Origin of the sequence: Pseudomonas oryziphila, from assembly GCF_003940825.1 — a bacterium.
In the GTDB taxonomy this organism is placed as follows: domain Bacteria; phylum Pseudomonadota; class Gammaproteobacteria; order Pseudomonadales; family Pseudomonadaceae; genus Aquipseudomonas; species Aquipseudomonas sichuanensis.
Genome location: NZ_CP034338.1, coordinates 5397337 through 5417950 on the forward strand (window position 1 = coordinate 5397337; position 20614 = coordinate 5417950).

Genomic DNA, 20614 nt, shown 5'->3' on the forward strand with positions numbered 1-20614 from the left:
CTGCACCTGTGGGAGCGGGTTTACCCGCGAAGAGGCGCGAAGCGGCTCCAACATTGGCGGAACGAAACACATGGCCCCCTGGCTCACAGTTATAGGCATCGGCGAAGACGGCTTCAGCGGCTTGGGCAAGCAGGCCCGACGCGCCCTGCTGGCGGCCGCGCACATCGTCGGCAGCCCGCGCCAGCTGGCCCTGCTGCCCCACTGCGCGAGCGCCGAGCAGATCCACTGGCCCAGCCCGTTTTCGCTGGAGCCGGTGTTGGCCCTGCGCGGCCAGCCGGTGTGCGTGCTGGCCAGCGGCGACCCGATGTTCTATGGCGTCGGCGCCAGCCTGGCGCGCCAGTTGCCCAGCAGCGAGATGCAGGTGCTGCCAATGCCCTCCTCCTGCGCCCTCGCCGCCGCCCGCCTGGGCTGGCCGTTGCAGGACGTGCAGGTGGTCTCGGTGGTCGCCCGCCCGCTGGCCGCGCTCAATGCCCACCTGTTCAGCGGCCTGCGCCTGTTGGTGCTGAGCAACGACCAACACAGCCCGGCCGCCATCGCCGCGCTGCTGCGCGAACGCGGCTTCGGCCCGAGCCGCCTGCAGGTGTTCGAGCATCTCGGCGGGCCACTGGAGCGCCAACTGAGCGGCACGGCCGAAGACTGGCCGCACGCCGATATCGCCGCGCTGAACCTGGTCGCCATCGACTGCCAGGCCAGCGTCGATGCCCCACGCCTGCCCCGCGTCGCCGGCCTGCCGGACAGCGCCTTCCGTCATGACGGCCAGTTGACCAAACGCGATGTGCGCGCCATCACCCTGGCCCGTCTGGCGCCGCAGCCCGGCGAACTGCTGTGGGACGTGGGCGCCGGCTGCGGCTCGATCGGCATCGAGTGGATGCGTGCCCACCCCAGCTGCCGCACCCTGGCCATCGAGGCCGACGAAGGCCGCCAGGGCCTCATCGAACACAACCGCGATGCCCTGGGGGTGCCCGGCCTGCAGCTGATTCGTGGCAAGGCCCCACAGGCGCTTCACGACCTGGAGCGCCCCGATGCGATCTTCATCGGCGGCGGCGTCACCGGCGAAGGCGTGCTGGCCCTGTGCTGGGAACGCCTGCGCCCTGGCGGGCGGCTGGTGGCCAATGCCGTGACCTTGCAGAGCGAAGTCGCCCTGGCGCAGTTCCGCGAACTGCATGGCGGCGAACTGACCCGCATCCATATCGCCCACACCCAGCCGTTGGGCAGTTTCGACACCTGGCGCCAGGCGCTGCCAATCACCCTGCTCGACGTGGTCAAGCCTCTCGATGCGTGAAGAAACCCGTGAACAACCCGCGCCCCTGCGCAGCGGCCTGACCACTGGCAGCTGCGCCACCGCCACCAGCCTTGCGGCAGCACGCCTGCTGCTGACCGGCCAGCACCATGATGCGGTGCACATCACCCTGCCCAAGGGCAAGGTGGTAGAGATGCGCCTGGAGTTCTGCCGCGCCTGCGCAGACGGCGCCGAGGCCGGCACGCTCAAGGATGCCGGCGACGATCCGGATGTCACCCATGGTGCGCTGCTCTATAGCCAGGTGCGCCTGCTCGCCGAACCCGGTATCCGCTTTGTCGCCGGGCAAGGCGTGGGGACCGTGACCCGCCCGGGCCTGGTACTGGGTGTTGGCGAGCCCGCGATCAACCCGGTGCCGCGGCGGATGATCAGCGAGCACTTGCAGCAGTTGGCAAACGAATGTGCCTACGCCGGAGGTTTCGAAGTCACGGTCAATGTCCGCGACGGTGAAGCCCTGGCCCTGAAGACCATGAACCCGCGCCTGGGCATCCTCGGCGGGCTGTCGATCCTCGGCACCAGCGGCATCGTCCGGCCGTTCTCCTGCGCGGCCTATATCGCCTCGATCCACCAAGGCATCGATGTTGCCCACACCAACGGCTACACCCACATCGCCGCGTGCACCGGCAACGCCAGCGAAGACACCATGCGCCGGGTGTACGGCCTGCCCGAAATCGCCCTGATCGAGATGGGCGACTTCGTCGGCGCCGTGCTCAAGCACCTGCGCAAGGTGCCGGTACCGCGCCTGAGCCTGTGCGGCGGCTTCGGCAAGATCAGCAAGCTGGCCGCCGGGCACATGGACCTGCACAGCCGCCATTCGAGCATCGACCTGCCACAGCTGGCCGGCTGGGCCGCCGACATTGGCGCCGACGCAGCCTTGCAAGCGGCCATCGTCGGCGCCAACACCAGTCAGCAGGCCCTCGCCCTGGCCCACGCCGCCGGTATCGCCCTGGGCGACGAGGTCTGCCGCCATGCGCTGGCCTTCGCCCGCAGCGTGGTGCCGGCCCAGGTGCAGGTGGAGGTGTTCGCCATCGACCGCCAGGGCGGCATCGTCGGCAAGGCGGGCGTGCAATGAAGAGGCGCATCCTGCTGCTGGGCGGGGTTACCGAGGCCCTGGCCATCGCCCGCACGCTCGGGCCGCAGCATGTCTACAGCCTCGCCGGCATCGGCCGCGTGCCCCAGGACCTGGCCTGCCAGGTGCGGGTCGGTGGCTACGGCGGCGCCGAGGGCCTGGCGCGTTACCTGGGTGAGGAAGGGATCGAGCTGCTGGTAGATGCCACTCACCCCTATGCTGCGCAGATCAGCCAGAACGCCGCACAGGCTGCGGCCATGGCCGGCATTCCCTGTTGGGCACTCAGGCGCCCGGCCTGGCAGGCGCAACCGGGGGACGACTGGCGCGAGGTGGCGGGCTGGGATGAGTTGATCGAGGCGCTGGCGCCGTTCCAGCGACCGCTGTTTACCCTCGGGCGCGAGCCGCTGCAACATCTGGACGAGATTCCTTTGCATCAGTTCTGGACCCTGCGCGCCCTTGAGGCTTGCCCGGGTAATGAGCGCTGCGAGGTGATCGGTGCGCGTGGGCCGTTCCGTATCGACGATGAGCGCGCGCTGTTCGAACGCCGGCAGATCGATGTGCTGGTGAGCAAGAACAGCGGCAGTACGGCGACTGAGCCGAAGCTGGAAGTCGCGCGCGAACGGGGGGTGCCGGTGTTGGTGCTCAAGCGGCCTGTACTGCCGGAGGTGGAGCGGGTTTTCGAAGGTCCGAAAGAGCTACTTGAAGCGCTGGAAACACGCTGAAACTTGCCGGAATCCTTGGACATACATTGCCGCTTTGTGCTGCGAGGTTCATGAGGCATGTTTCCACCTTCAACAGCAACGCATTCGGGATGATCGCGTCAGGGCTGCAAGGTGCCCGCCTGAAATTTTTCAGCGCCTGTGAGATCGAGCGCCGCCCGCGCTGCGCATCGCTGGCAAGCCAGCTCCCACAGTTTGTTTCGGGCCAATGAGTCCTGTGAAAGTACCGCTGTCCGCCTTGGTGCATGTCTTGAGTCATGTGGAGCATCTTTAGCGACCACGCCAATACCGCGTCGCCCCAACAAAGGCGGACCAGGTGATGGCACAGAAAAAACTGGCCCGAAACAGATGTGGGAGCTGGCTTGCCAGCGATGCGCAGCGCGGGCGGCGCTCGATCTCACAGGCGCAGCAAAAGTTGTGGCGAGCACCTGGCAGCCCTGACACAAACATCCTGAGAATGCTAACCCTCAACAGTGGAGCAGCAGCCATGCCAGACCCAACCCAACTCCCCGAGCAATCAGAACTCTCCTACGCCGACTCTGGCTGGGATCGGTGGTTTGCTGCCGATACCGTAAGCGAGGACTACATCACCAACCGTGACCAACCTGTTGAACAGCAACCCCAGCACGCGCTCAGTTCAGAGCAGCACGCAACAGATGGCCCTGTGCCTTGATCTTGCCGTAAAATCCCCCCCCCTCTACTGGAAGGCTCCACCCATATGGAAATGCAATGGTGGATCTGGCTCGTCTTCGGCGTGGCCCTGATCCTGCTGGAACTGGTGCTCCCCACCTTCTTCATTCTCTGGTTCGGCATCGGCGCCGTGCTGGTGTCGTTCATCGCGCTGCTCGCCCCCAGCCTGCAACTGGATATGCAAGGGCTGCTGTGGGTAGTGTTCTCGTCCATCACCACCGTGCTGTGGTTCAAAGTGTTCCGCCGCAAGAAAGCGGACGTACGCTGGACCGCCGACAGCGTGATCGGCGAAGTCGGCCTGCTGACCGCCAGCGTCTCGCAATTCCAGAAAGGCCGCGTGCGCTTCCAGAAGCCGATCCTCGGCAACGAGGAATGGACCTGCGTCGCCGACAGCGACATCCCCGCCGGCGAGCGTGTTCGCCTGGCCGCCATCGAAGGCAATACCGCCCGGGTCACCCGGGCTTGAATCCGCACTAAAAGGAAGTTCGCAAAAATGACCAGCCTCATCGTCGTCGCTACCCTCGCCGTATTCGTCCTGATCACCGTGTTCAAGGGGGTGCGCATCGTGCCCCAGGGCGAGGAATGGATCGTCGAACGCCTGGGCCGCTACCACAGCACCCTCAAGCCCGGCCTGAACATCGTCATCCCGTACATGGACGTGGTTGCCTACCGCCTGCCGACCAAGGACATCATCCTCGACGTGCAACAGCAGGAGATCATCACCAAGGACAACGCGGTGATCGTCGCCAACGCCCTGTGCTTCGCCAAGGTCGTCGACCCTCAGAAAGCGTCCTACGGTGTGCAGAACTTCTCGTTCGCCGTCACCAGCCTGACCATGACCTCGCTGCGCGCCATCGTCGGCGCCATGGACCTGGACGAAGCGCTGTCCAGCCGCGAGCAGATCAAGGCACGCCTGCGTGAGGCGATGTCCGAGCAGACCGAAGACTGGGGCGTGACCGTGCGCTCGGTGGAGATCCAGGACATCAAGCCATCGCCGAGCATGCAGACCGCCATGGAGCGCCAGGCCGCCGCCGAGCGTGAGCGTAAAGCCGACGTGACCCGCGCCGAAGGCAACAAGCAGGCCGCCATCCTCGAGGCCGAAGCACGCCTGCAAGCCGCCAAGCTGGATGCCGAAGCCCAGGTCAACCTGGCCGAGGCGTCGGCACGGGCGATCACCCTGGTGAAGGAAGCGGTGGGCAGCGAGACGGTGCCGGCCATGTACCTGCTGGGTGAGCGCTACATCGGCGCGATGGAGAACCTGGCTGCCAGCGACAATTCGAAAGTCGTGGTGCTGCCTGCGGACCTGCAAGAGACCGTGCGCGGTTTGATGGGCCGCGCCAAGGCCTGACATCACCGGCCCTGCGGGAGCGGGCATTGTGGGAGCAGGGGTTGTGGGAGCGGGCTTGCCCCGCGATGGGGCCCGCCCGGGCAACATCATTCCCAGGCCTGGCCCCATCGCGGGGCAAGCCCGCTCCCACAATGCCCGCTCCCACGAACGTGCGGTGATCTGCCCCAGGTGCGGCACTTCACCGCACCCCGGCATTTTTACCTATACTCCGCCGTACAATAGCCCCCACGATTCCTGACCGGATCTCTCCATGCCCCCACGTCGGCACATCGCCTGGATAGCCTGCCTTGCAGTGCTGTTCAACCTGCTGGCCATGCCGCTGTCCTCTGCCGTGCCCAAGGGCCCGGCCGAGCAGCTGCTGTGGGGGGCTTTCTGTTCGAGCATGGCGAACAAGGCCAAAGTCGATGTACAGGCCCTGGCCAAGATCGACCTCGGGCCGCAAAGCGATGACAGCGCCAGCATGATGAACTGCTGGTGCTGTTCGGGCGCCGCGCCTTTGCTGGCCTTGCCCGGCTACCCGCCACAACTGCACAACCCGCCGTTGCTGCTGGCCGGGCACATCCCGCACCTCGCCGACTACCAGCCCACGCCGCGCCAGTTATGGCCCGCGCTCAATCCCCGTGCCTCTCCGCTGGCCTGATGTTCACTACGCTGTCCATCAGAACCTGAACAGACCGGAGATTCACCCATGCTCAAGCAAGCCCTTGTCCTGGCCGCCCTGTTGCTGCCCGGCGCCTATGCCAACGCCCATGAATACAAAGTGGGCGACCTGCACATCGCCCACCCGTGGTCGCTGGAGCTGCCGCCGAACGCGCCCAACGTGGCGGCCTACTTCGTCGTGCACAACAACGGCAAGGCCGATGACCGCCTGCTCTCGGTGGACAGCCCCATCACCGATGATGCCCAACTGCACGAACACGTGATGAGCGCCGCCGGCGCCATGAAGATGCAACACGTGCAAAGCGTGGTGGTACCGGCCGGCAAGGATGTGGTGTTCGCCCCCAGCGCCTACCACGTGATGATCATGCAGCCCAAGGACCGCAGCCTGCTCACGGACGGCAAGCGCTTCCCGCTGACCTTGCACTTCGAAAAAGCCGGTGACGTCACCGTCGACGTGGCCGTGCAGAAGCAGCCACCGGCCGACCAGCCCGCGTCGCACGAACACGCACACTGATCAGCTGACTGGCGCTCACCATGAGCCTGCCGCGCAACAGCTCAACCCGCAGCACCCGCCCTGATCGCAGGCGCGTCGGTGGCGGCTGGCTGAGCCTGTTCGCCATGTGGATGATCTTCATCGGCCCACTGGTTTCCCAGTCGATGCCGATGGAGCACCACGCCGGCATGTCCATGCCGATGGACATGTCGATGGCCATGCCCATGGAACATGGCCACGATCATCACCAGGGCCACGGCAACGATGGCCAGCTGCATGTGATGTGGGAAAAGTGCGGCTACTGCAGCCTGCTGTTCAACTGCCCCGCCCTGCCTCAGACCCTCAGCCCGCTTACCGCGGGCAGCGTACTCCCACCCGTCCACCTCCCCGTCGCCACGCGCCAGGGCCATGCCCGGCAGGCTGTATTCCCCGGCGCGCGCAGCCGCGCGCCGCCCATCTCGATCGTCGTCTGAAGCCACTTTATTACTGCCCGAAGCCAGGAGGCTTCGCGCTGACTCACGACTGATCGACTGGAATCACTATGTCCGGCTGCACCCCTGTTTTTGCCCTTTCCCTGCGCGGGACCATCGCCCTGCTGTGCGGCTCACTGCTCGCACCGCTGGCCGTGGCCGCCGAAACCGGCCACGAAGGCCACACCCACGACACTGCCGAGCTGAGCCCGACGGTGATCACCGCCATCGCCCCCAGCTCGCCGCTGACCGTGGTCACCAACCCCAAGGACCCACGCCAGCCGGTGCCGGCCAGCGACGGCGCCGACTACCTCAAGACCATCCCCGGGTTCTCGGTGATCCGCGCCGGCGGCACCAACGGCGACCCGGTGCTGCGCGGCATGTTCGGCTCGCGTCTGAACATCCTCACCAACGGCGGCATGATGCTCGGCGCCTGCCCCGGCCGCATGGATGCGCCGACTTCGTATATCTCGCCGGAAACCTACGACCGCCTCACCGTGATCAAGGGCCCGCAAAGCGTGATCTGGGGCCCCGGTGGTTCCGCCGGGACCATCCTCTTCGAACGTGAACCGGAAAAGTTCGGCGAGCTCGGCAGCCGGGTCAACGCCAGCGTGCTGGCCGGCTCCAATGGCCGCTTCGACAAGGTGCTCGACGCCGCCGCCGGCAACCAGCTGGGTTACGTGCGCTTCGTCGGCAACCAGTCGCATTCCGACGACTTCGATGACGGCAACGGCGATACCGTGCCCTCGCGCTGGGACAAGTGGAACGGTGATGCCACCGTCGGCTGGACCCCGGACACCGACACCCTGCTGGAGCTGACCGCCGGCAAGGGCGACGGCGAGGCCCGTTCCGCCGGGCGCGGCATGGACGGCTCGCAGTTCAAGCGCGAAAGCCTCGGCCTGCGTTTTGAAAAGTCCAACCTCGGCGAGGTGCTCGACAAGGTCGAGGCGCAGGTCTACTACAACTACGCCGACCACGTGATGGACAACTACAGCCTGCGCACCCCGTCGGGCACCGGCATGATGGGCATGCCCATGGTCAGCAACGTCGACCGCCGCACCATGGGCGCACGGATCAAGGCCACCTGGCGCTGGGCCGACGTGCAGTTGATCAGCGGCATCGACGCACAGACCAACGAGCACCGCCAGCGCGGCGGCATGGGCATCGATGCGCACAAGGGCAAACCCTGGACCAAGGACGCCGACTTCCACAACTACGGCGCCTTCGGCGAACTGACCTGGTATGCCACAGGCGAAGACCGCCTGATCACCGGCGCCCGCCTGGACCGTGCCTCGGCCCGTGACTTCCGCAAGGCCAGCCCGACTCAGGGTGACACTCGCGCCGACACCCTGCCCAGCGGCTTCGTGCGCTACGAGCACGACCTGGCGGCGATCCCCGCGACCACCTACATCGGCCTCGGCCATGCCCAGCGCTTCCCCGACTACTGGGAGCTGTTCTCGCCCAAGCTGGCCCCGGCCGGCTCGGCGAACGCCTTCGACGGCATCAAACCGGAGAAAACCACCCAGCTCGACTTCGGCATCCAGTACCAGGGCGAGCGCCTGGAGGCCTGGGCCTCGGGCTACGTCGGCCAGGTACGCGACTACATCCTGTTCGACTACCGCCGCACCATGATGGGTGGCTACACCTCCCAGGCACAGAACATCGACGCCCGCATCATGGGCGGCGAACTGGGCGCGGCCTACAAGCTCACGGAAAACTGGAAGGCCGACGCCACCCTGGCCTACGCCTGGGGCAAGAACAGCAGCGACGGCAAGGCGCTGCCGCAGATGCCACCCCTGGAAAGCCGCCTGGGCCTGACCTACAGCCAGGACGCCTGGAGCGTCGGCACGCTGTGGCGGCTGGTGGCCGAGCAGAACCGCATCGCCGAGAACCAGGGCAACGTGGTGGGCAAGGACTACGGCAAGAGCGCCGGCTTCGGCGTGTTCTCGCTCAACGGCGCCTACAAGGTGAACAACAACCTCAAGCTCAGCGCGGGCGTCGACAACCTGTTCGACAAGGCCTACGCCGAGCACCTGAACCTGGCAGGGAATGCCGGGTTCGGCTATCCGGCGAACTCGACTCAGCCGGTGAACGAGCCAGGCAGGACCTTCTGGACCAAGGTCGACTTCAGCTTCTGACAACAACAAACGGGCGCGGGGCCTGACCGCGCCCAACTCAGGTCTACGGGAGGCTCCCATGAGCAAACCAAACGTATCGTTCTACAACCTGGCCTGGCGCTGGCATTTCTATGCCGGGCTGTTCGTCGCGCCGTTCATGATCCTGCTGGCGATCACCGGGATCATCTACCTGTTCAAGCCACAGCTCGACCCGCTGATGTACCGCGACTTGATGGTGGTCGAGGCCGGCCACCACCGGCAAACTGCCGACACCCTGCTGGCCAACGTGCGCCAGGCTTATCCACAGGGGCACGTGGGCCAGTACCTGCCGCCGCTGGACGCCGAGCGCAGCGCGCAGTTCGTGGTGCATAACGGCGGGCGCGAACTCAATGTGTTCGTCGACCCGTACAGCGGCAAGGTGCTGGGCGAGCAGGACGGCAAGCAGAACCTGCAAGCCATCGCCCGCGCCCTGCATGGCGAGCTGATGGTCGGCACGCTCGGTGACCGGCTGGTGGAACTGGCGGCCGGCTGGGGCATTGTCCTGGTCGTGTCCGGCCTCTATTTATGGTGGCCACGCGGGCGCAGCAGCGCCGGGGTGCTGTGGCCACGCTTGAGCGCTCGCGGCCGAGTGCTGTGGCGCGACCTGCACGCGGTCACCGGTTTCTGGGGCTCGGCCCTGTTGCTGCTGATGCTGATCAGCGGCATGACCTGGACTGGCCTGTGGGGCAAGCAGTACGCCGACCTGTGGAACCGATTCCCGGCGGCCATGTGGAACGACGTGCCGAAGTCGGACAAGCAAGCGGGCGAGCTGAACGACGCCCACCGCCAGACCGTACCCTGGGCGCTGGAAAACACGCCGATGCCGGTGTCCGGCGCCCATGCCGAGCACGCCGGCCATCACATGGCCGACCAGGCGCCCGCCGCGCCGCAGGTCAGCCTGCAGCAGGTCGAGGATGTCGCCACCCTGCGCCAGGTCGCGCCGGGCTACAGCATCACCTTGCCAACCACTGCAGACGGTGTGTTCACCATCGCGGTGTTCGCCGACGACCCGCGCAACGACGCCACCCTGCATGTCGATCAGTACACCGGCAAGGTGCTGGCCGACGTGCGCTGGCAGGACTACAGCCCGGTGGCCCGCGCCACCGAGCTTGGCGTGATGCTGCACGAGGGCAAGATGTTCGGGCCGCTGAACCAGATCGTCATCCTGCTGGTGTGCCTGATGATCCTGCTGGGGTCGGTGAGCGGGCTGGTGATGTGGTGGAAGCGCAAGCCCGCCAGTGGCCTGGGCGTGCCGCCGCTGCGCCATGACCTGCCGCGCTGGAAGACCGCCGTGGGGGTGATGGTGGTGCTGGGCGTGGCGTTTCCGCTGGTGGGGCTTTCGATGGTGGTGATGTGGGTAGTCGATAATCTCGTGATGCGCCGGCACAGGGCCATGGCCCAAGCCTGACTCCGCGCCGGCCCCTTCGCGGGTAAACCCGCTCCCACAGGTTCAACGGCGTTCTCAGAACCTGTGGGAGCGGGTTTACCCGCGAAGAGGCCGGCACGGGCAACCATTGATTCCGATCATGCCGAGCACCAGGCTGCATCGCCAAAATCGTGTCGATCTGTCGCGCCCCCATCTGGAACGGGCGTGTTAGCCTACCCGGCTACCTCTGACAAGAAGACTGACCCTCAATGGAATGCAGCCTATGACCCGGACCTCCTCCACCCCTGCTGAAGACCAGCACCTGCAACGCAACCTGACCAACCGTCACATCCAGCTCATCGCCATCGGCGGTGCCATCGGCACCGGCCTGTTCATGGGCTCGGGCAAGACCATCAGCCTGGCCGGCCCGTCGATCATCTTCGTCTACATGATCATCGGCTTCATGCTGTTCTTCGTCATGCGCGCCATGGGCGAACTGCTGCTGTCAAACCTCAACTACAAATCGTTCATCGATTTCTCCGCCGACCTGCTCGGCCCCTGGGCCGGCTACTTCACCGGCTGGACCTACTGGTTCTGCTGGGTGGTCACCGGCATCGCCGACGTGGTGGCGATCGCCGCCTATACCCAGTTCTGGTTCCCCGACATGCCGCAGTGGATCCCCGCGCTCAGCTGCGTGGCGCTGTTGCTGTCGCTGAACCTGGTGACAGTGAAGCTGTTCGGCGAGATGGAGTTCTGGTTCGCCCTGATCAAGATCGTCGCCATCCTCGGCCTGGTGGTCACCGGCCTGTACATGGTCATCACCGGTTTCCAGTCGCCCGGCGGCGACACCGCGAGCCTGGCCAACCTGTGGAACGACGGCGGCATGTTCCCCCACGGCCTGATGGGCTTCTTCGCCGGCTTCCAGATTGCCGTGTTCGCCTTCGTCGGCATCGAGCTGGTGGGCACCACTGCCGCTGAAGCCAAGAACCCCGAGCGCACCCTGCCCCGGGCGATCAACTCGATCCCGATCCGCATCATCGTGTTCTACGTGCTGGCCCTGGTGGCGATCATGGCGGTCACGCCATGGCGCGACGTGGTGCCGGGCAAGAGCCCGTTCGTTGAGCTGTTCATGCTGGCCGGCCTGCCGGCGGCGGCGAGCATCATCAACTTCGTGGTGCTCACCTCGGCGGCCTCGTCGGCCAACAGCGGGGTGTTCTCCACCAGCCGCATGCTGTTCGGCCTGGCCCAGGAAGGCGATGCGCCCAAGGCCTTCGAGAAACTGTCGCGCCGTGCGGTGCCGGCCAATGGCTTGTACTTCTCCTGCGCCTGCCTGCTGCTGGGCGCGGTGCTGATCTACCTGGTGCCCGACGTGGTCGAGGCGTTCACCCTGGTGACCACGGTGTCGGCGGTGCTGTTCATGTTCGTCTGGACGCTGATCCTGCTGTCGTACCTGAGCTACCGCAAACACCGTGCGGCGCTGCATGAAGCGTCGAGCTACAAGATGCCCGGCGGGCGCTTCATGTGCTACGTGTGCCTGGTGTTCTTCGCCGGCATCCTGGTGCTGCTGAGCCTGCGTGACGACACCCGCCAGGCGCTGGTGGTGACGCCGATCTGGTTTGTGCTGCTGGCGGTGACTTATCAGTTCGTGCGCAGCAAGCGCCAGCCGCGTGCGGCGGTGGGTGAAGCCTCTAACCGCTGATCCAGCCAGAGACCTGATTTCGCAAGCGCGCGGCGCTCACTGTGGGAGCGGGTTTACCCGCGAAGAAGGCAACGCGGTGGATGGCACCGGCTTCGCCGGTGAGGGTGTCAGAAATTTTGTGTTCGGGCATACCATGAGTAAGAGGTGCATGCATGCCAACCAAAAAGAAATCGCTTCGAGAGTTACCGAAGGTCCCGAAAGAGCTGCTTGAACAGTTTTCCGCAACCCCACTGATGACCGCAGAGGCTATCGAAGAGGCTTCTGCCGCCTTCAAGAAAGCGTTGATCGAGCGGGCCCTGAACGCCGAACTTGGCCATCACCTGGGCTATCCTCCGGGCGCGCAGCGCCCAGAGGATGAGACCAACCAGCGCAATGGCACGAGTGGCAAGACAGTGCTGACAGGCGATGGCCCGCTACGGCTGGATATCCCTCGGGACCGTGACGGCAGCTTCTCGCCCATTCTGATCCCCAAGCATGAGCGCCGTTACACCGGATTCGATGACAAAATCATCGCCATGTACGCCCGTGGAATGACGGTCAGAGAGATCCGGGCCTTCCTGTCCGAGCAGTATGGAACCGACGTTTCACCCGATTTCATCAGCTCTGTGACAGACGAGGTCATGGAAGAGATTGGCGCGTGGCAACAGCGGCCACTGGAGCCGATGTACCCGGTCATTTTCTTCGATGCGCTGCGGGTGAAGATCCGCGAAGAAGGTCTGGTTCGCAACAAGGCCATTTACTTGGCCCTGGGCGTTCTCCCCGACGGGACGCGCGATATCCTGGGCATCTGGATCGAGAACACCGAGGGTGCGAAGTTCTGGATGAAGGTCTTTAACGACCTCAAGAAGCGTGGCGTCGAAGATGTGCTGATTGCCGTGACCGATGGCCTCAAAGGCATGCCAGAGGCCCTCAGCGCAGTGTTTCCAGAAACGACGCTGCAGACGTGCATCGTGCACCTGATCCGCAACAGCCTCGACTACGCGGCCTGGGACAAGCGGCGGGCTCTGGCCAAGGAGCTGAAGCCGATTTACCAAGCCATCAATGCTGAAGCGGCAGAGCAAGCACTCGATGAGTTTGAGAACGGGCCGTGGGGCGAGAAATATCCGACGGTGGTGGCTGCTTGGCGACGGGCTTGGGATCGCGTGATTCCATTCTTTGTTTTCCCGCCCGCCATCCGAAAGGTGATCTATACCACCAACGCCATCGAGAGCATCAATGCCCAGCTACGCAAGGTCATCAAGACTCGCGGACATTTCCCGAATGATGATGCAGCGACCAAACTGATTTGGCTGGGATTGCGCAACATCACAGCCAATTGGGGAAAACCGGCCCATGACTGGAAAAGCGCGATGAATCAATTTGCGATTCTGTATGGAGATCGGTTCATCAGGCCAACCTGGTGAGAATCAGGGCCTGCCTAGCGGCAGGCCATTACCGGCCCGCACACAAAAAATCTGACAGTCCCTCGCCGGTGTTCGCGGCTAAAGCCGCTCCCACAGGTCCCTGCTAAACGGTAAGTTATGCGCAGTCCTGTAGGAGCGGCCTTGTGTCGCGAAAGGGCTGCGCAGCAGCCCCAGGATTTTCAGCCTGGCACTAACCCTGCTCCAACCCCTCGAGCACGGCCTCGGCCAGCGCCAACCCCTTCTCCAGCGAATTCTCCGTAGCCGTCAGCAAACTGCGCAACGGCTCCCCGGCCTTCTCCAACGCTGCGGCATTGGTCTCATACGCCGCCTTCAACGCCGCCACGGCGCACACCAGCGCATCCTCGCTATCGACCCCGGCATGCACCGAAAGCATCGGGTCATGGGCGTGATTGGAGGTGCCGAAATGGGAACAGGCGGTAACGGGGCGGGATTTGCAAATGGCGGGATTGACCCGCGATTCCGGGTTCATGGCTGCACCTCTCGCTGAGGGGCATCGATGAGAGGTGCGCCAGCGACAGGCGCGAACGGTGGGTCTGGAACGATCTTCTTGAGCATGGTGCTACTCCTTGCAGCCTTCTGAAGTGTTTCTCCGTGCCCACACGCCAATGTGGGTGGACGGAGCCGTGCGGGTTGGCGTTGCCGGTCAGAAGTTCCGGTGAGCCCGAAGGCTCCCACACACGGCTCCGCCCATAACGGGTGCAACCATGCAGGACACAACTATCGCAGGTGCGATGTGTCCGGTTCTGACAACGGGACGCCAATCCCGAACCGCAGAAACTACTGGGGTGCGGCACGGTACTCAAGTACCGCTTATGTGTCAAAAGTGTTCACGGCCCCAGGCCCCAATCCTGTGCAGGCCAATCCGGCAAGCACCATCCTGGACGCCCCAAACGCCCCGATTCGTCGCACAACCGCTCTATCACAAGCCTTCCGCCGCTCGGCACAGCCTTTGCAATCTCCGATCTGCCAGCACCACAACCTCACATCGGAGTGACCAAATGAAGCGACGCAGTCTGATCAAGGCCTTCACCCTCAGCGCATCGATCGCGGCGATGGGCCTGAGCTGGAGCATCCAGGCCGCCGAGACCATCAAGGTCGGCATCCTGCATTCGCTGTCGGGCACCATGGCGATTTCCGAGACCTCGCTCAAGGACATGGCGCTGATGACCATCGACGAGATCAACGCCAAGGGCGGGGTCAACGGCAAGCAGCTCGAAGCAGTGGTGGTGGACCCGGCGTCCAACTGGCCACTGTTCGCCGAAAAGAGCCGCCAGCTGCTGACCCAGGACAAGGTGGCGGTGGTGTTCGGCTGCTGGACTTCGGTGTCGCGCAAATCCGTGCTGCCGGTGTTCGAGGAGCTCAACGGCCTGCTGTTCTACCCGGTGCAGTACGAGGGTGAAGAGATGTCGCCGAACGTGTTCTACACCGGCGCCGCGCCTAACCAACAGGCGATCCCGGCGGTGGAGTACCTGATGAGCGAAGACGGCGGCAGCGCCAAGCGCTTCTTCCTGCTGGGCACCGATTACGTGTACCCGCGCACCACCAACAAGATCCTGCGCGCCTACCTGCACAGCAAGGGCGTGGCCGACAAGGACATCGAAGAGGTGTACACGCCGTTCGGCCATGCCGATTACCAGACCATCGTCGCCAACATCAAGAAGTTCTCCGCCGGCGGCAAGACGGCGGTCATCTCCACGGTCAACGGCGACTCCAACGTGCCGTTCTACAAAGAGCTGGCCAACCAGGGCCTGAAGGCCACCGAGGTGCCGGTGGTGGCGTTCTCGGTGGGGGAGGAAGAGCTGCGCGGCATCGACACCAAGCCATTGGTGGGGCACCTGGCGGCGTGGAACTACTTCGAGTCGGTGGATAACCCGGTCAACCAGAAATTCGTCGCCGACTGGAAGGCCTACGCCAAGGCCAAGAACCTGCCGGGGGCCGACAAAGCGGTGACCAACGACCCGATGGAAGCCACCTACGTGGGCATCCACATGTGGGCGCAGGCCGCCGAGAAGGCCAAGTCCACGGATGTGGACAAAGTGCGCGAGGCGCTGGCCGGGCAGAGCTTCAAGGCGCCGTCGGGCTTCACCCTGACCATGGACAAGACCAACCACCACCTGCACAAGCCGGTGATGATCGGCGAGATCCAGGATGACGGGCAGTTCAGCGTGGTGTGGCAGACCGAACAGCCGCTGCGGGCGCAGCCGTGGAGCCCGTTCATTCCGGGGAATGACAAGCGGCCTGACTATGCGGTGAAGGGCAACTGAGTGCATTGGGGCCGCTTTGCGGCCCAATCGCCGGCAAGCCGGCTCCCACAGGGACCGCGCCAGCCCTGAGCGCTTCACTGAACCTGTGGGAGCTGGCTTGCCAGCGATGAATCCACCGCCGATTTTCCAGGACTGCCCTTATGCTCAGATTCCTGCTCACCCTTCTGTTGCTGTTGCCCCTGGCAACACACGCCAGCGAGGGCGAATTCTTCCTCAGCGCCAAGCCCGCCGAACAGGCAAGCCTGCTCGAAACCTGGGCCGCACAACCCGATGCCGCGCGCCTGCCGCTGCTGGAAAACCTGCGCCAAGGCCGCATCGCCGAAGGCGACACCCGCAAACTGCGCCTGAACAACCGCCTGCGCGGCCTGCTCGACAACACCCTGGCCAGCCACCAACTGCTCAGCGATCAGGCCGCGATCCGCCTGGCCGCCGCCCAGCAATTGCAAAAATCCGCGCAACCGGCGCAGATGGCCTTCCTCGACCGCCGCTTCGCCGCCGAGCCGGACGCCGCCGTCCACGCCGCCCTGGGCCTGGCCCTGGCCAATTTGCAACTGGGCGCCAGCGAACCGGCCGTGCGCCTGGCCGCCGTGCGCCTGCTCGGTGAAACCGGCGACCCGCTGGCCCGCACCCGCCTCGAAGCGCTGCTGCAACCGGACGCCGAAACCGATGCCGCCGTGCGCACCGCCGCCGAAACCAGCCTGGCCCAGGTGCAACGCAAACTGCTGGTGGGCGAACTGCTGGGCCAGGCCTTCAGTGGCCTGTCGCTGGGCTCGATCCTGCTGCTGGCGGCCCTGGGCCTGGCGATCACCTTCGGCCTGCTCGGGGTGATCAACATGGCCCATGGCGAGATGCTGATGCTCGGCGCCTACAGCACCTACATGGTCCAGGTGCTGCTACAGCGCTACGCGCCAGGGGCGATCGAGTTCTACCCGCTGATCGCCCTGCCGGTGGCCTTCGCCGTCAGTGCCGGGGTCGGCATGGCCCTGGAGCGCACGGTGATCCGCCACCTGTACGGCCGCCCGCTGGAAACCCTGCTGGCCACCTGGGGCATCAGCCTGATCCTGATCCAGGCCGTGCGCCTGATCTTCGGCGCGCAGAACGTCGAGGTGAGCAACCCGGCCTGGCTGTCCGGCGGCATTCAACTGCTGCCCAACCTGGTGCTGCCCTACAACCGCATCGTCATCATCGCCTTCGCCCTGGCCGTGGTGCTGCTCACCTGGCTGCTGCTCAACCGCACACGGCTGGGTCTGAACGTGCGCGCAGTGACCCAGAACCGCAACATGGCGGCCTGCTGCGGGGTGTCCACCGGGCGCGTCGACATGCTCGCCTTCGGCCTGGGCTCCGGTATCGCCGGGCTGGGCGGCGTGGCCCTGAGCCAGGTCGGCAACGTCGGGCCTGACCTGGGCCAGAGCTACATCATCGACTCGTTCCTGGTGGTGGTGCTCGGCGGTGTCGGGCAACTGGCCGGCAGCCTCTGGGCCGCCTTCGGGCTGGGCATCGCCAACAAGCTGCTGGAGCCGCAGATCGGTGCGGTGCTCGGCAAGATCCTCATCCTTGCGCTGATCATTCTGTTCATCCAGAAGCGCCCGCAAGGCCTGTTCGCCCTCAAGGGACGGGTAATCGACTGATGAACCAGCCACTGCTTGTCACTGCCGCACAAAAGGCCGGGCCGCGGGTTTCGCTGGCCTTGGGCGCCGCCGTGGTTCTGGTGTTGCTGGCCTTGCCGCTGCTGTCGCTGTTGCCCGACGGGCACGCGCTGCAGGTCTCGGCCTACACCCTGACCCTGGTGGGCAAGATCCTCTGCTACGCCATCGTCGCCCTGGCGCTGGACCTGGTGTGGGGCTACGCCGGGCTGCTGTCCCTGGGCCACGGGCTGTTCTTCGCCCTCGGCGGCTACGCCATGGGCATGTACCTGATGCGCCAGGCTGCCGGCGACGGCCTGCCGGGGTTCATGGCCTTCCTGTCGTGGAACGAGCTGCCCTGGTACTGGGCCGGTACCCAGCACTTCGCCTGGGCCCTGTGCCTGGTGGTGCTGGCGCCGGGGTTGCTGGCGCTGGTATTCGGCTGGTTCGCCTTCCGCTCGCGGATCAAGGGCGTGTACTTCTCGATCATGACCCAGGCCCTGACCTTCGCCGGCATGCTGCTGTTCTTTCGCAACGAGACCGGCTTTGGCGGCAACAACGGCTTCACCAACTTCCGCACCATCCTCGGCTTCGACATCACCTCGCAAGGCACTCGCGCGGTGCTGTTCCTGCTCACGGTCGGCCTGCTGCTGGCCAGCCTGTACCTGTGCTGGCAGCTCACCCGCAGCAAGTTCGGCCGGCTGCTCACCGCCGTGCGCGATGCCGAGAACCGCTTGATGTTCTGCGGCTACGACCCGCGTGGCTTCAAGTTGCTGGTGTGGGTGCTCAGCGCCGTGCTGTGCGGCCTGGCCGGGGCGCTGTATGTGCCGCAGGTGGGCATCATCAACCCCAGCGAGATGTCGCCGACCAACTCCATCGAGGCGGCCGTGTGGGTGGCCCTGGGCGGGCGCGGCACGCTGATCGGGCCGCTGCTCGGCGCCGGGCTGGTCAATGGCATGAAGAGCTGGTTCACCGTGGCGTTCCCCGAGTACTGGCTGTTCTTCCTCGGCGCGCTGTTCATCGTCGTCACCCTGTACCTGCCCAAGGGCGTGGTCGGGCTTGTGAAGAAAAGGAGCCAGCCATGAGAGGCGTGCCCCCGGTGCATCCTGAATTCATGTTGGAACCGGTGTTCGATCAACTGGGCGCCGGCCGTGACGCCATCGGCCTGGGCCAGGCGCGCAAGGCCGGGCTCGATACCCGCCACGGTACGGTGCTGAGCCTGGAGGACATCAGCGTCAGCTTCGACGGTTTCAAGGCGCTCAACGGGCTGAACCTGTACATCGGCGTGGGCGAGCTGCGCTGCATCATCGGCCCCAACGGCGCGGGCAAGACCACGATGATGGACGTGATCACCGGCAAGACCCGCCCCGACAGCGGCAGCGCCTACTTTGGCGACACCCTCGACTTGACCCGCATGAGCGAATACCAGATCGCTCAGGCCGGGATCGGCCGCAAGTTCCAGAAGCCCACGGTGTTCGAGGCACTGACGGTGTTCGAGAACCTGGAGCTGGCCTTGAAGGCCGACAAGTCGGTGTGGGCCAGCCTGGCGGCGCGCTTGGGTGGCGAGCAGCGCCAGCGCATCGACGAGGTGCTGAGCACCTTGCGCCTGCTGCCATTGGCCCAGCGCCCGGCCGGATTGCTGTCCCACGGGCAGAAGCAGTTTCTGGAGATCGGCATGCTGCTGGTGCAGGAGCCGCAGTTGTTGCTGCTGGACGAGCCGGTGGCGGGCATGACCGACGCCGAGACCGAGTTCACCGCCGAGCTGTTCCGCTCGCTGGCGGGCAAGCATTCGCTGATGGTGGTGGAACACGACATGGGCTTCGTGGGCAGCATTGCCGACCATGTGACGGTGCTGCACCAGGGCAGTGTGCTGGCGGAGGGATCGCTGGCGCAGGTGCAGGCGGATGAGCGGGTGGTCGAGGTGTATCTCGGGCGCTGATCGGCTTTTGATTTTTGTCTGCCTGCGCTGGCCTCTTCGCGGGTAAACCCGCTCCCACAGGATTTGCGCTGAACCTGTGGGAGCGGGTTTACCCGCGAAAGGGCCGGCATGGGCAATACGAATACTCCAGGAACAACACATGCTCAAGATCGACACCCTGCACCAATACTACGGCGGCAGCCACATCCTGCGCGGCCTGTCCTTCGAGGCCAAGGTCGGCGAAGTCACCTGCCTGCTCGGGCGCAACGGCGTGGGCAAGACCACCCTGCTGCGCTGCCTGATGGGCCTGCTGCCGGCCCGCGAGGGCCGCGTGGAATGGGAAGGCAAAGCAATCACCGCGCTCAAGCCGCAGCAACGGGTCCAGGCCGGCATCGCCTACGTGCCCCAGGGCCGCGAGATCTTCCCGCGCCTGACGGTGGAGGAAAACCTGCTGATGGGCCTGTCGCGCTTCCCCGCCCGCGAGGCCCGGCAAGTACCACCCTTCATCTACGAACTGTTCCCGGTGCTGGAGCAGATGAAACAGCGCCGTGGCGGCGACCTGTCCGGCGGCCAGCAGCAACAGCTGGCCATCGGCCGTGCGCTGGCCAGCCGCCCGCGCCTGCTGATCCTCGACGAACCGACCGAAGGCATCCAGCCCTCGGTAATCAAGGAAATCGGCGCGGTGATCCGCAAACTCGCCGACCGTGGCGACATGGCCATCCTGCTGGTAGAGCAGTTCTATGACTTCGCCGAGGAACTGGCCGACCAGTACCTGGTGATGGCCCGTGGCGAGATCGTCCAGCAGGGGCGCGGCGAAAACATGCAGGCCGAAGGTGTGCGTGGCCTGGTTACCATTTAATCTGCACTGACTTCCCTTGCGAGATGCCGTCATGAGTTACACGCTGCGCGATGCCCTGGCCGAAGACCTGCCAGGCATCCTCGACATCTACAACGACGCCGTGCGCAACACCACGGCGATCTGGAACGAAACCCCGGTCGACCTGGCCAACCGCCAGGCCTGGTTCGAGGCCCGCGCGCAGCAGGGCTATCCGATCCTGGTGGCGGTGGATGATACCGGGGTGCTGGGCTATGCCTCGTTCGGCGACTGGCGGCCCTTCGAAGGCTTCCGGCATACCGTCGAGCACTCGGTGTACATCCGTGGCGATCAGCGTGGCAAAGGCCTGGGGCCGATCCTGATGGCGGCGCTGATCGAACGTGCGCGCACGTGCGACAAACATGTGATGGTCGCCGCGATCGAGAGCGGCAACGCCGCGTCGATCCGCCTGCACCAGCGCCTGGGCTTCGCCATCACCGGGCAGATGGCCCAGGTGGGCGTGAAGTTCGGCCGTTGGCTGGACCTGACCTTCATGCAGCTGAATCTGGACGAGAACGCCCTTCCCCCCTCGAGGAGCTGAACCC

At 65.3% G+C, this 20614-nt stretch carries 20 protein-coding genes; 19 read left to right on the forward strand and 1 reads right to left on the reverse strand.

Translation table 11 applies throughout. The annotated features are described in order from the left end of the window. The first annotated feature begins 70 nt into the window (after positions 1 to 70). The 13 genes from cbiE (at position 71) to EJA05_RS25210 (ending at position 13370) form a co-directional block, all read left to right on the forward strand. On the forward strand, positions 71 to 1282 hold the full coding sequence (gene cbiE, locus EJA05_RS25145) for a precorrin-6y C5,15-methyltransferase (decarboxylating) subunit CbiE (RefSeq protein WP_125860595.1): 1212 nt from the start codon (positions 71 to 73) through the stop codon (positions 1280 to 1282). Then, positions 1275 to 2369, forward strand: coding sequence for a cobalt-precorrin-5B (C(1))-methyltransferase (locus tag EJA05_RS25150; protein WP_125860597.1), 1095 nt, complete (start codon positions 1275 to 1277; stop codon positions 2367 to 2369). The genes cbiE and EJA05_RS25150 overlap by 8 nt, the downstream gene beginning before the upstream one ends. Continuing rightward, on the forward strand, positions 2366 to 3088 hold the full coding sequence (locus EJA05_RS25155) for a cobalt-precorrin-6A reductase (RefSeq protein ID WP_125860598.1): 723 nt from the start codon (positions 2366 to 2368) through the stop codon (positions 3086 to 3088). Before EJA05_RS25150 ends, EJA05_RS25155 begins: the two co-directional genes overlap by 4 nt. 316 nt (positions 3089 to 3404) lie before the next feature. Then, positions 3405 to 3758: a hypothetical protein gene (locus EJA05_RS25160; RefSeq protein WP_125860600.1), complete on the forward strand. Its 354-nt coding sequence runs from the start codon at positions 3405 to 3407 to the stop codon at positions 3756 to 3758. A gap of 45 nt (positions 3759 to 3803) precedes the next feature. Further along, positions 3804 to 4241 carry an NfeD family protein gene (locus tag EJA05_RS25165; RefSeq protein WP_125465715.1) on the forward strand — a complete coding sequence of 146 codons (438 nt, stop codon included), beginning with the start codon at positions 3804 to 3806 and terminating at the stop codon, positions 4239 to 4241. A gap of 27 nt (positions 4242 to 4268) precedes the next feature. After that, complete coding sequence (locus EJA05_RS25170; protein ID WP_125465716.1) at positions 4269 to 5123, forward strand: SPFH domain-containing protein; 855 nt, start codon at positions 4269 to 4271, stop codon at positions 5121 to 5123. 250 nt (positions 5124 to 5373) lie between these two features. Continuing rightward, positions 5374 to 5763, forward strand: coding sequence for a DUF2946 domain-containing protein (locus EJA05_RS25175; protein ID WP_125860602.1), 390 nt, complete (start codon positions 5374 to 5376; stop codon positions 5761 to 5763). 48 nt (positions 5764 to 5811) lie between these two features. Beyond that, entirely contained in the window at positions 5812 to 6297 is a 486-nt protein-coding gene (locus EJA05_RS25180; protein ID WP_125465718.1) for a copper chaperone PCu(A)C, read from the forward strand. Positions 6298 to 6317: 20 nt separating this feature from the next. After that, entirely contained in the window at positions 6318 to 6749 is a 432-nt protein-coding gene (locus tag EJA05_RS25185; protein ID WP_125860604.1) for a DUF2946 domain-containing protein, read from the forward strand. Positions 6750 to 6817: 68 nt separating this feature from the next. Further along, a complete protein-coding gene (locus EJA05_RS25190; protein ID WP_125860606.1) occupies positions 6818 to 8884 on the forward strand; it encodes a TonB-dependent copper receptor in 2067 nt (688 codons plus the stop codon). A 58-nt stretch (positions 8885 to 8942) separates the two neighbouring features. Then, a complete protein-coding gene (locus EJA05_RS25195) occupies positions 8943 to 10310 on the forward strand; it encodes a PepSY-associated TM helix domain-containing protein (protein ID WP_125860608.1) in 1368 nt (455 codons plus the stop codon). 241 nt (positions 10311 to 10551) lie between these two features. Further along, on the forward strand, positions 10552 to 11967 hold the full coding sequence (gene cycA / locus EJA05_RS25205; RefSeq protein WP_125860610.1) for a D-serine/D-alanine/glycine transporter: 1416 nt from the start codon (positions 10552 to 10554) through the stop codon (positions 11965 to 11967). A 152-nt stretch (positions 11968 to 12119) separates the two neighbouring features. Beyond that, positions 12120 to 13370: an IS256 family transposase gene (locus EJA05_RS25210; protein WP_125860074.1), complete on the forward strand. Its 1251-nt coding sequence runs from the start codon at positions 12120 to 12122 to the stop codon at positions 13368 to 13370. Positions 13371 to 13560: 190 nt separating this feature from the next. Here the strand turns inward: EJA05_RS25210 and EJA05_RS25215 are convergent, their stop codons facing one another. Further along, a complete protein-coding gene (locus EJA05_RS25215; protein ID WP_125860612.1) occupies positions 13561 to 13860 on the reverse strand; it encodes a hypothetical protein in 300 nt (99 codons plus the stop codon). Between the two features lie 529 nt (positions 13861 to 14389). Between EJA05_RS25215 and urtA the strand changes: the two genes are divergently transcribed. The 6 genes from urtA to EJA05_RS25245 all read left to right on the forward strand — a co-directional run bounded on the left by urtA (position 14390) and on the right by EJA05_RS25245 (position 20610). Further along, positions 14390 to 15655, forward strand: a complete 1266-nt coding sequence (gene urtA, locus EJA05_RS25220; protein WP_125860614.1) for an urea ABC transporter substrate-binding protein — start codon at positions 14390 to 14392, stop codon at positions 15653 to 15655. 140 nt (positions 15656 to 15795) lie between these two features. After that, on the forward strand, positions 15796 to 17283 hold the full coding sequence (urtB, locus tag EJA05_RS25225) for an urea ABC transporter permease subunit UrtB (protein ID WP_125860616.1): 1488 nt from the start codon (positions 15796 to 15798) through the stop codon (positions 17281 to 17283). Beyond that, complete coding sequence (gene urtC / locus EJA05_RS25230; RefSeq protein ID WP_125860618.1) at positions 17283 to 18362, forward strand: urea ABC transporter permease subunit UrtC; 1080 nt, start codon at positions 17283 to 17285, stop codon at positions 18360 to 18362. Before urtB ends, urtC begins: the two co-directional genes overlap by 1 nt. Then, the gene (gene urtD / locus EJA05_RS25235) at positions 18359 to 19216 is read left to right on the forward strand and encodes an urea ABC transporter ATP-binding protein UrtD (RefSeq protein ID WP_125465726.1); all 858 of its coding nucleotides are present in this window, start codon (positions 18359 to 18361) and stop codon (positions 19214 to 19216) included. The genes urtC and urtD overlap by 4 nt, the downstream gene beginning before the upstream one ends. Before the next feature lie 139 nt (positions 19217 to 19355). Continuing rightward, positions 19356 to 20054 carry an urea ABC transporter ATP-binding subunit UrtE gene (gene urtE / locus EJA05_RS25240; RefSeq protein ID WP_125860620.1) on the forward strand — a complete coding sequence of 233 codons (699 nt, stop codon included), beginning with the start codon at positions 19356 to 19358 and terminating at the stop codon, positions 20052 to 20054. Between the two features lie 31 nt (positions 20055 to 20085). Beyond that, a complete protein-coding gene (locus EJA05_RS25245) occupies positions 20086 to 20610 on the forward strand; it encodes a GNAT family N-acetyltransferase (RefSeq protein WP_125860622.1) in 525 nt (174 codons plus the stop codon). Positions 20611 to 20614: the final 4 nt, after the last annotated feature.

Coding starts and splice junctions, on each gene's coding strand:
- urtE (WP_125860620.1), top strand. CDS start 19,356: ATGCTCAAGATCGACACCCTGCACCAATACTACGGCGGCAGCCACATC.
- EJA05_RS25180 (WP_125465718.1), top strand. CDS start 5,812: ATGCTCAAGCAAGCCCTTGTCCTGGCCGCCCTGTTGCTGCCCGGCGCC.
- EJA05_RS25215 (WP_125860612.1), bottom strand. CDS start 13,860: ATGAACCCGGAATCGCGGGTCAATCCCGCCATTTGCAAATCCCGCCCC.
- EJA05_RS25190 (WP_125860606.1), top strand. CDS start 6,818: ATGTCCGGCTGCACCCCTGTTTTTGCCCTTTCCCTGCGCGGGACCATC.
- urtA (WP_125860614.1), top strand. CDS start 14,390: ATGAAGCGACGCAGTCTGATCAAGGCCTTCACCCTCAGCGCATCGATC.
- urtC (WP_125860618.1), top strand. CDS start 17,283: ATGAACCAGCCACTGCTTGTCACTGCCGCACAAAAGGCCGGGCCGCGG.
- EJA05_RS25150 (WP_125860597.1), top strand. CDS start 1,275: ATGCGTGAAGAAACCCGTGAACAACCCGCGCCCCTGCGCAGCGGCCTG.
- EJA05_RS25245 (WP_125860622.1), top strand. CDS start 20,086: ATGAGTTACACGCTGCGCGATGCCCTGGCCGAAGACCTGCCAGGCATC.
- urtB (WP_125860616.1), top strand. CDS start 15,796: ATGCTCAGATTCCTGCTCACCCTTCTGTTGCTGTTGCCCCTGGCAACA.
- EJA05_RS25175 (WP_125860602.1), top strand. CDS start 5,374: ATGCCCCCACGTCGGCACATCGCCTGGATAGCCTGCCTTGCAGTGCTG.
- EJA05_RS25160 (WP_125860600.1), top strand. CDS start 3,405: ATGGCACAGAAAAAACTGGCCCGAAACAGATGTGGGAGCTGGCTTGCC.
- cbiE (WP_125860595.1), top strand. CDS start 71: ATGGCCCCCTGGCTCACAGTTATAGGCATCGGCGAAGACGGCTTCAGC.
- EJA05_RS25170 (WP_125465716.1), top strand. CDS start 4,269: ATGACCAGCCTCATCGTCGTCGCTACCCTCGCCGTATTCGTCCTGATC.
- EJA05_RS25155 (WP_125860598.1), top strand. CDS start 2,366: ATGAAGAGGCGCATCCTGCTGCTGGGCGGGGTTACCGAGGCCCTGGCC.
- EJA05_RS25165 (WP_125465715.1), top strand. CDS start 3,804: ATGGAAATGCAATGGTGGATCTGGCTCGTCTTCGGCGTGGCCCTGATC.
- urtD (WP_125465726.1), top strand. CDS start 18,359: ATGAGAGGCGTGCCCCCGGTGCATCCTGAATTCATGTTGGAACCGGTG.
- EJA05_RS25185 (WP_125860604.1), top strand. CDS start 6,318: ATGAGCCTGCCGCGCAACAGCTCAACCCGCAGCACCCGCCCTGATCGC.
- EJA05_RS25195 (WP_125860608.1), top strand. CDS start 8,943: ATGAGCAAACCAAACGTATCGTTCTACAACCTGGCCTGGCGCTGGCAT.
- cycA (WP_125860610.1), top strand. CDS start 10,552: ATGACCCGGACCTCCTCCACCCCTGCTGAAGACCAGCACCTGCAACGC.
- EJA05_RS25210 (WP_125860074.1), top strand. CDS start 12,120: ATGCCAACCAAAAAGAAATCGCTTCGAGAGTTACCGAAGGTCCCGAAA.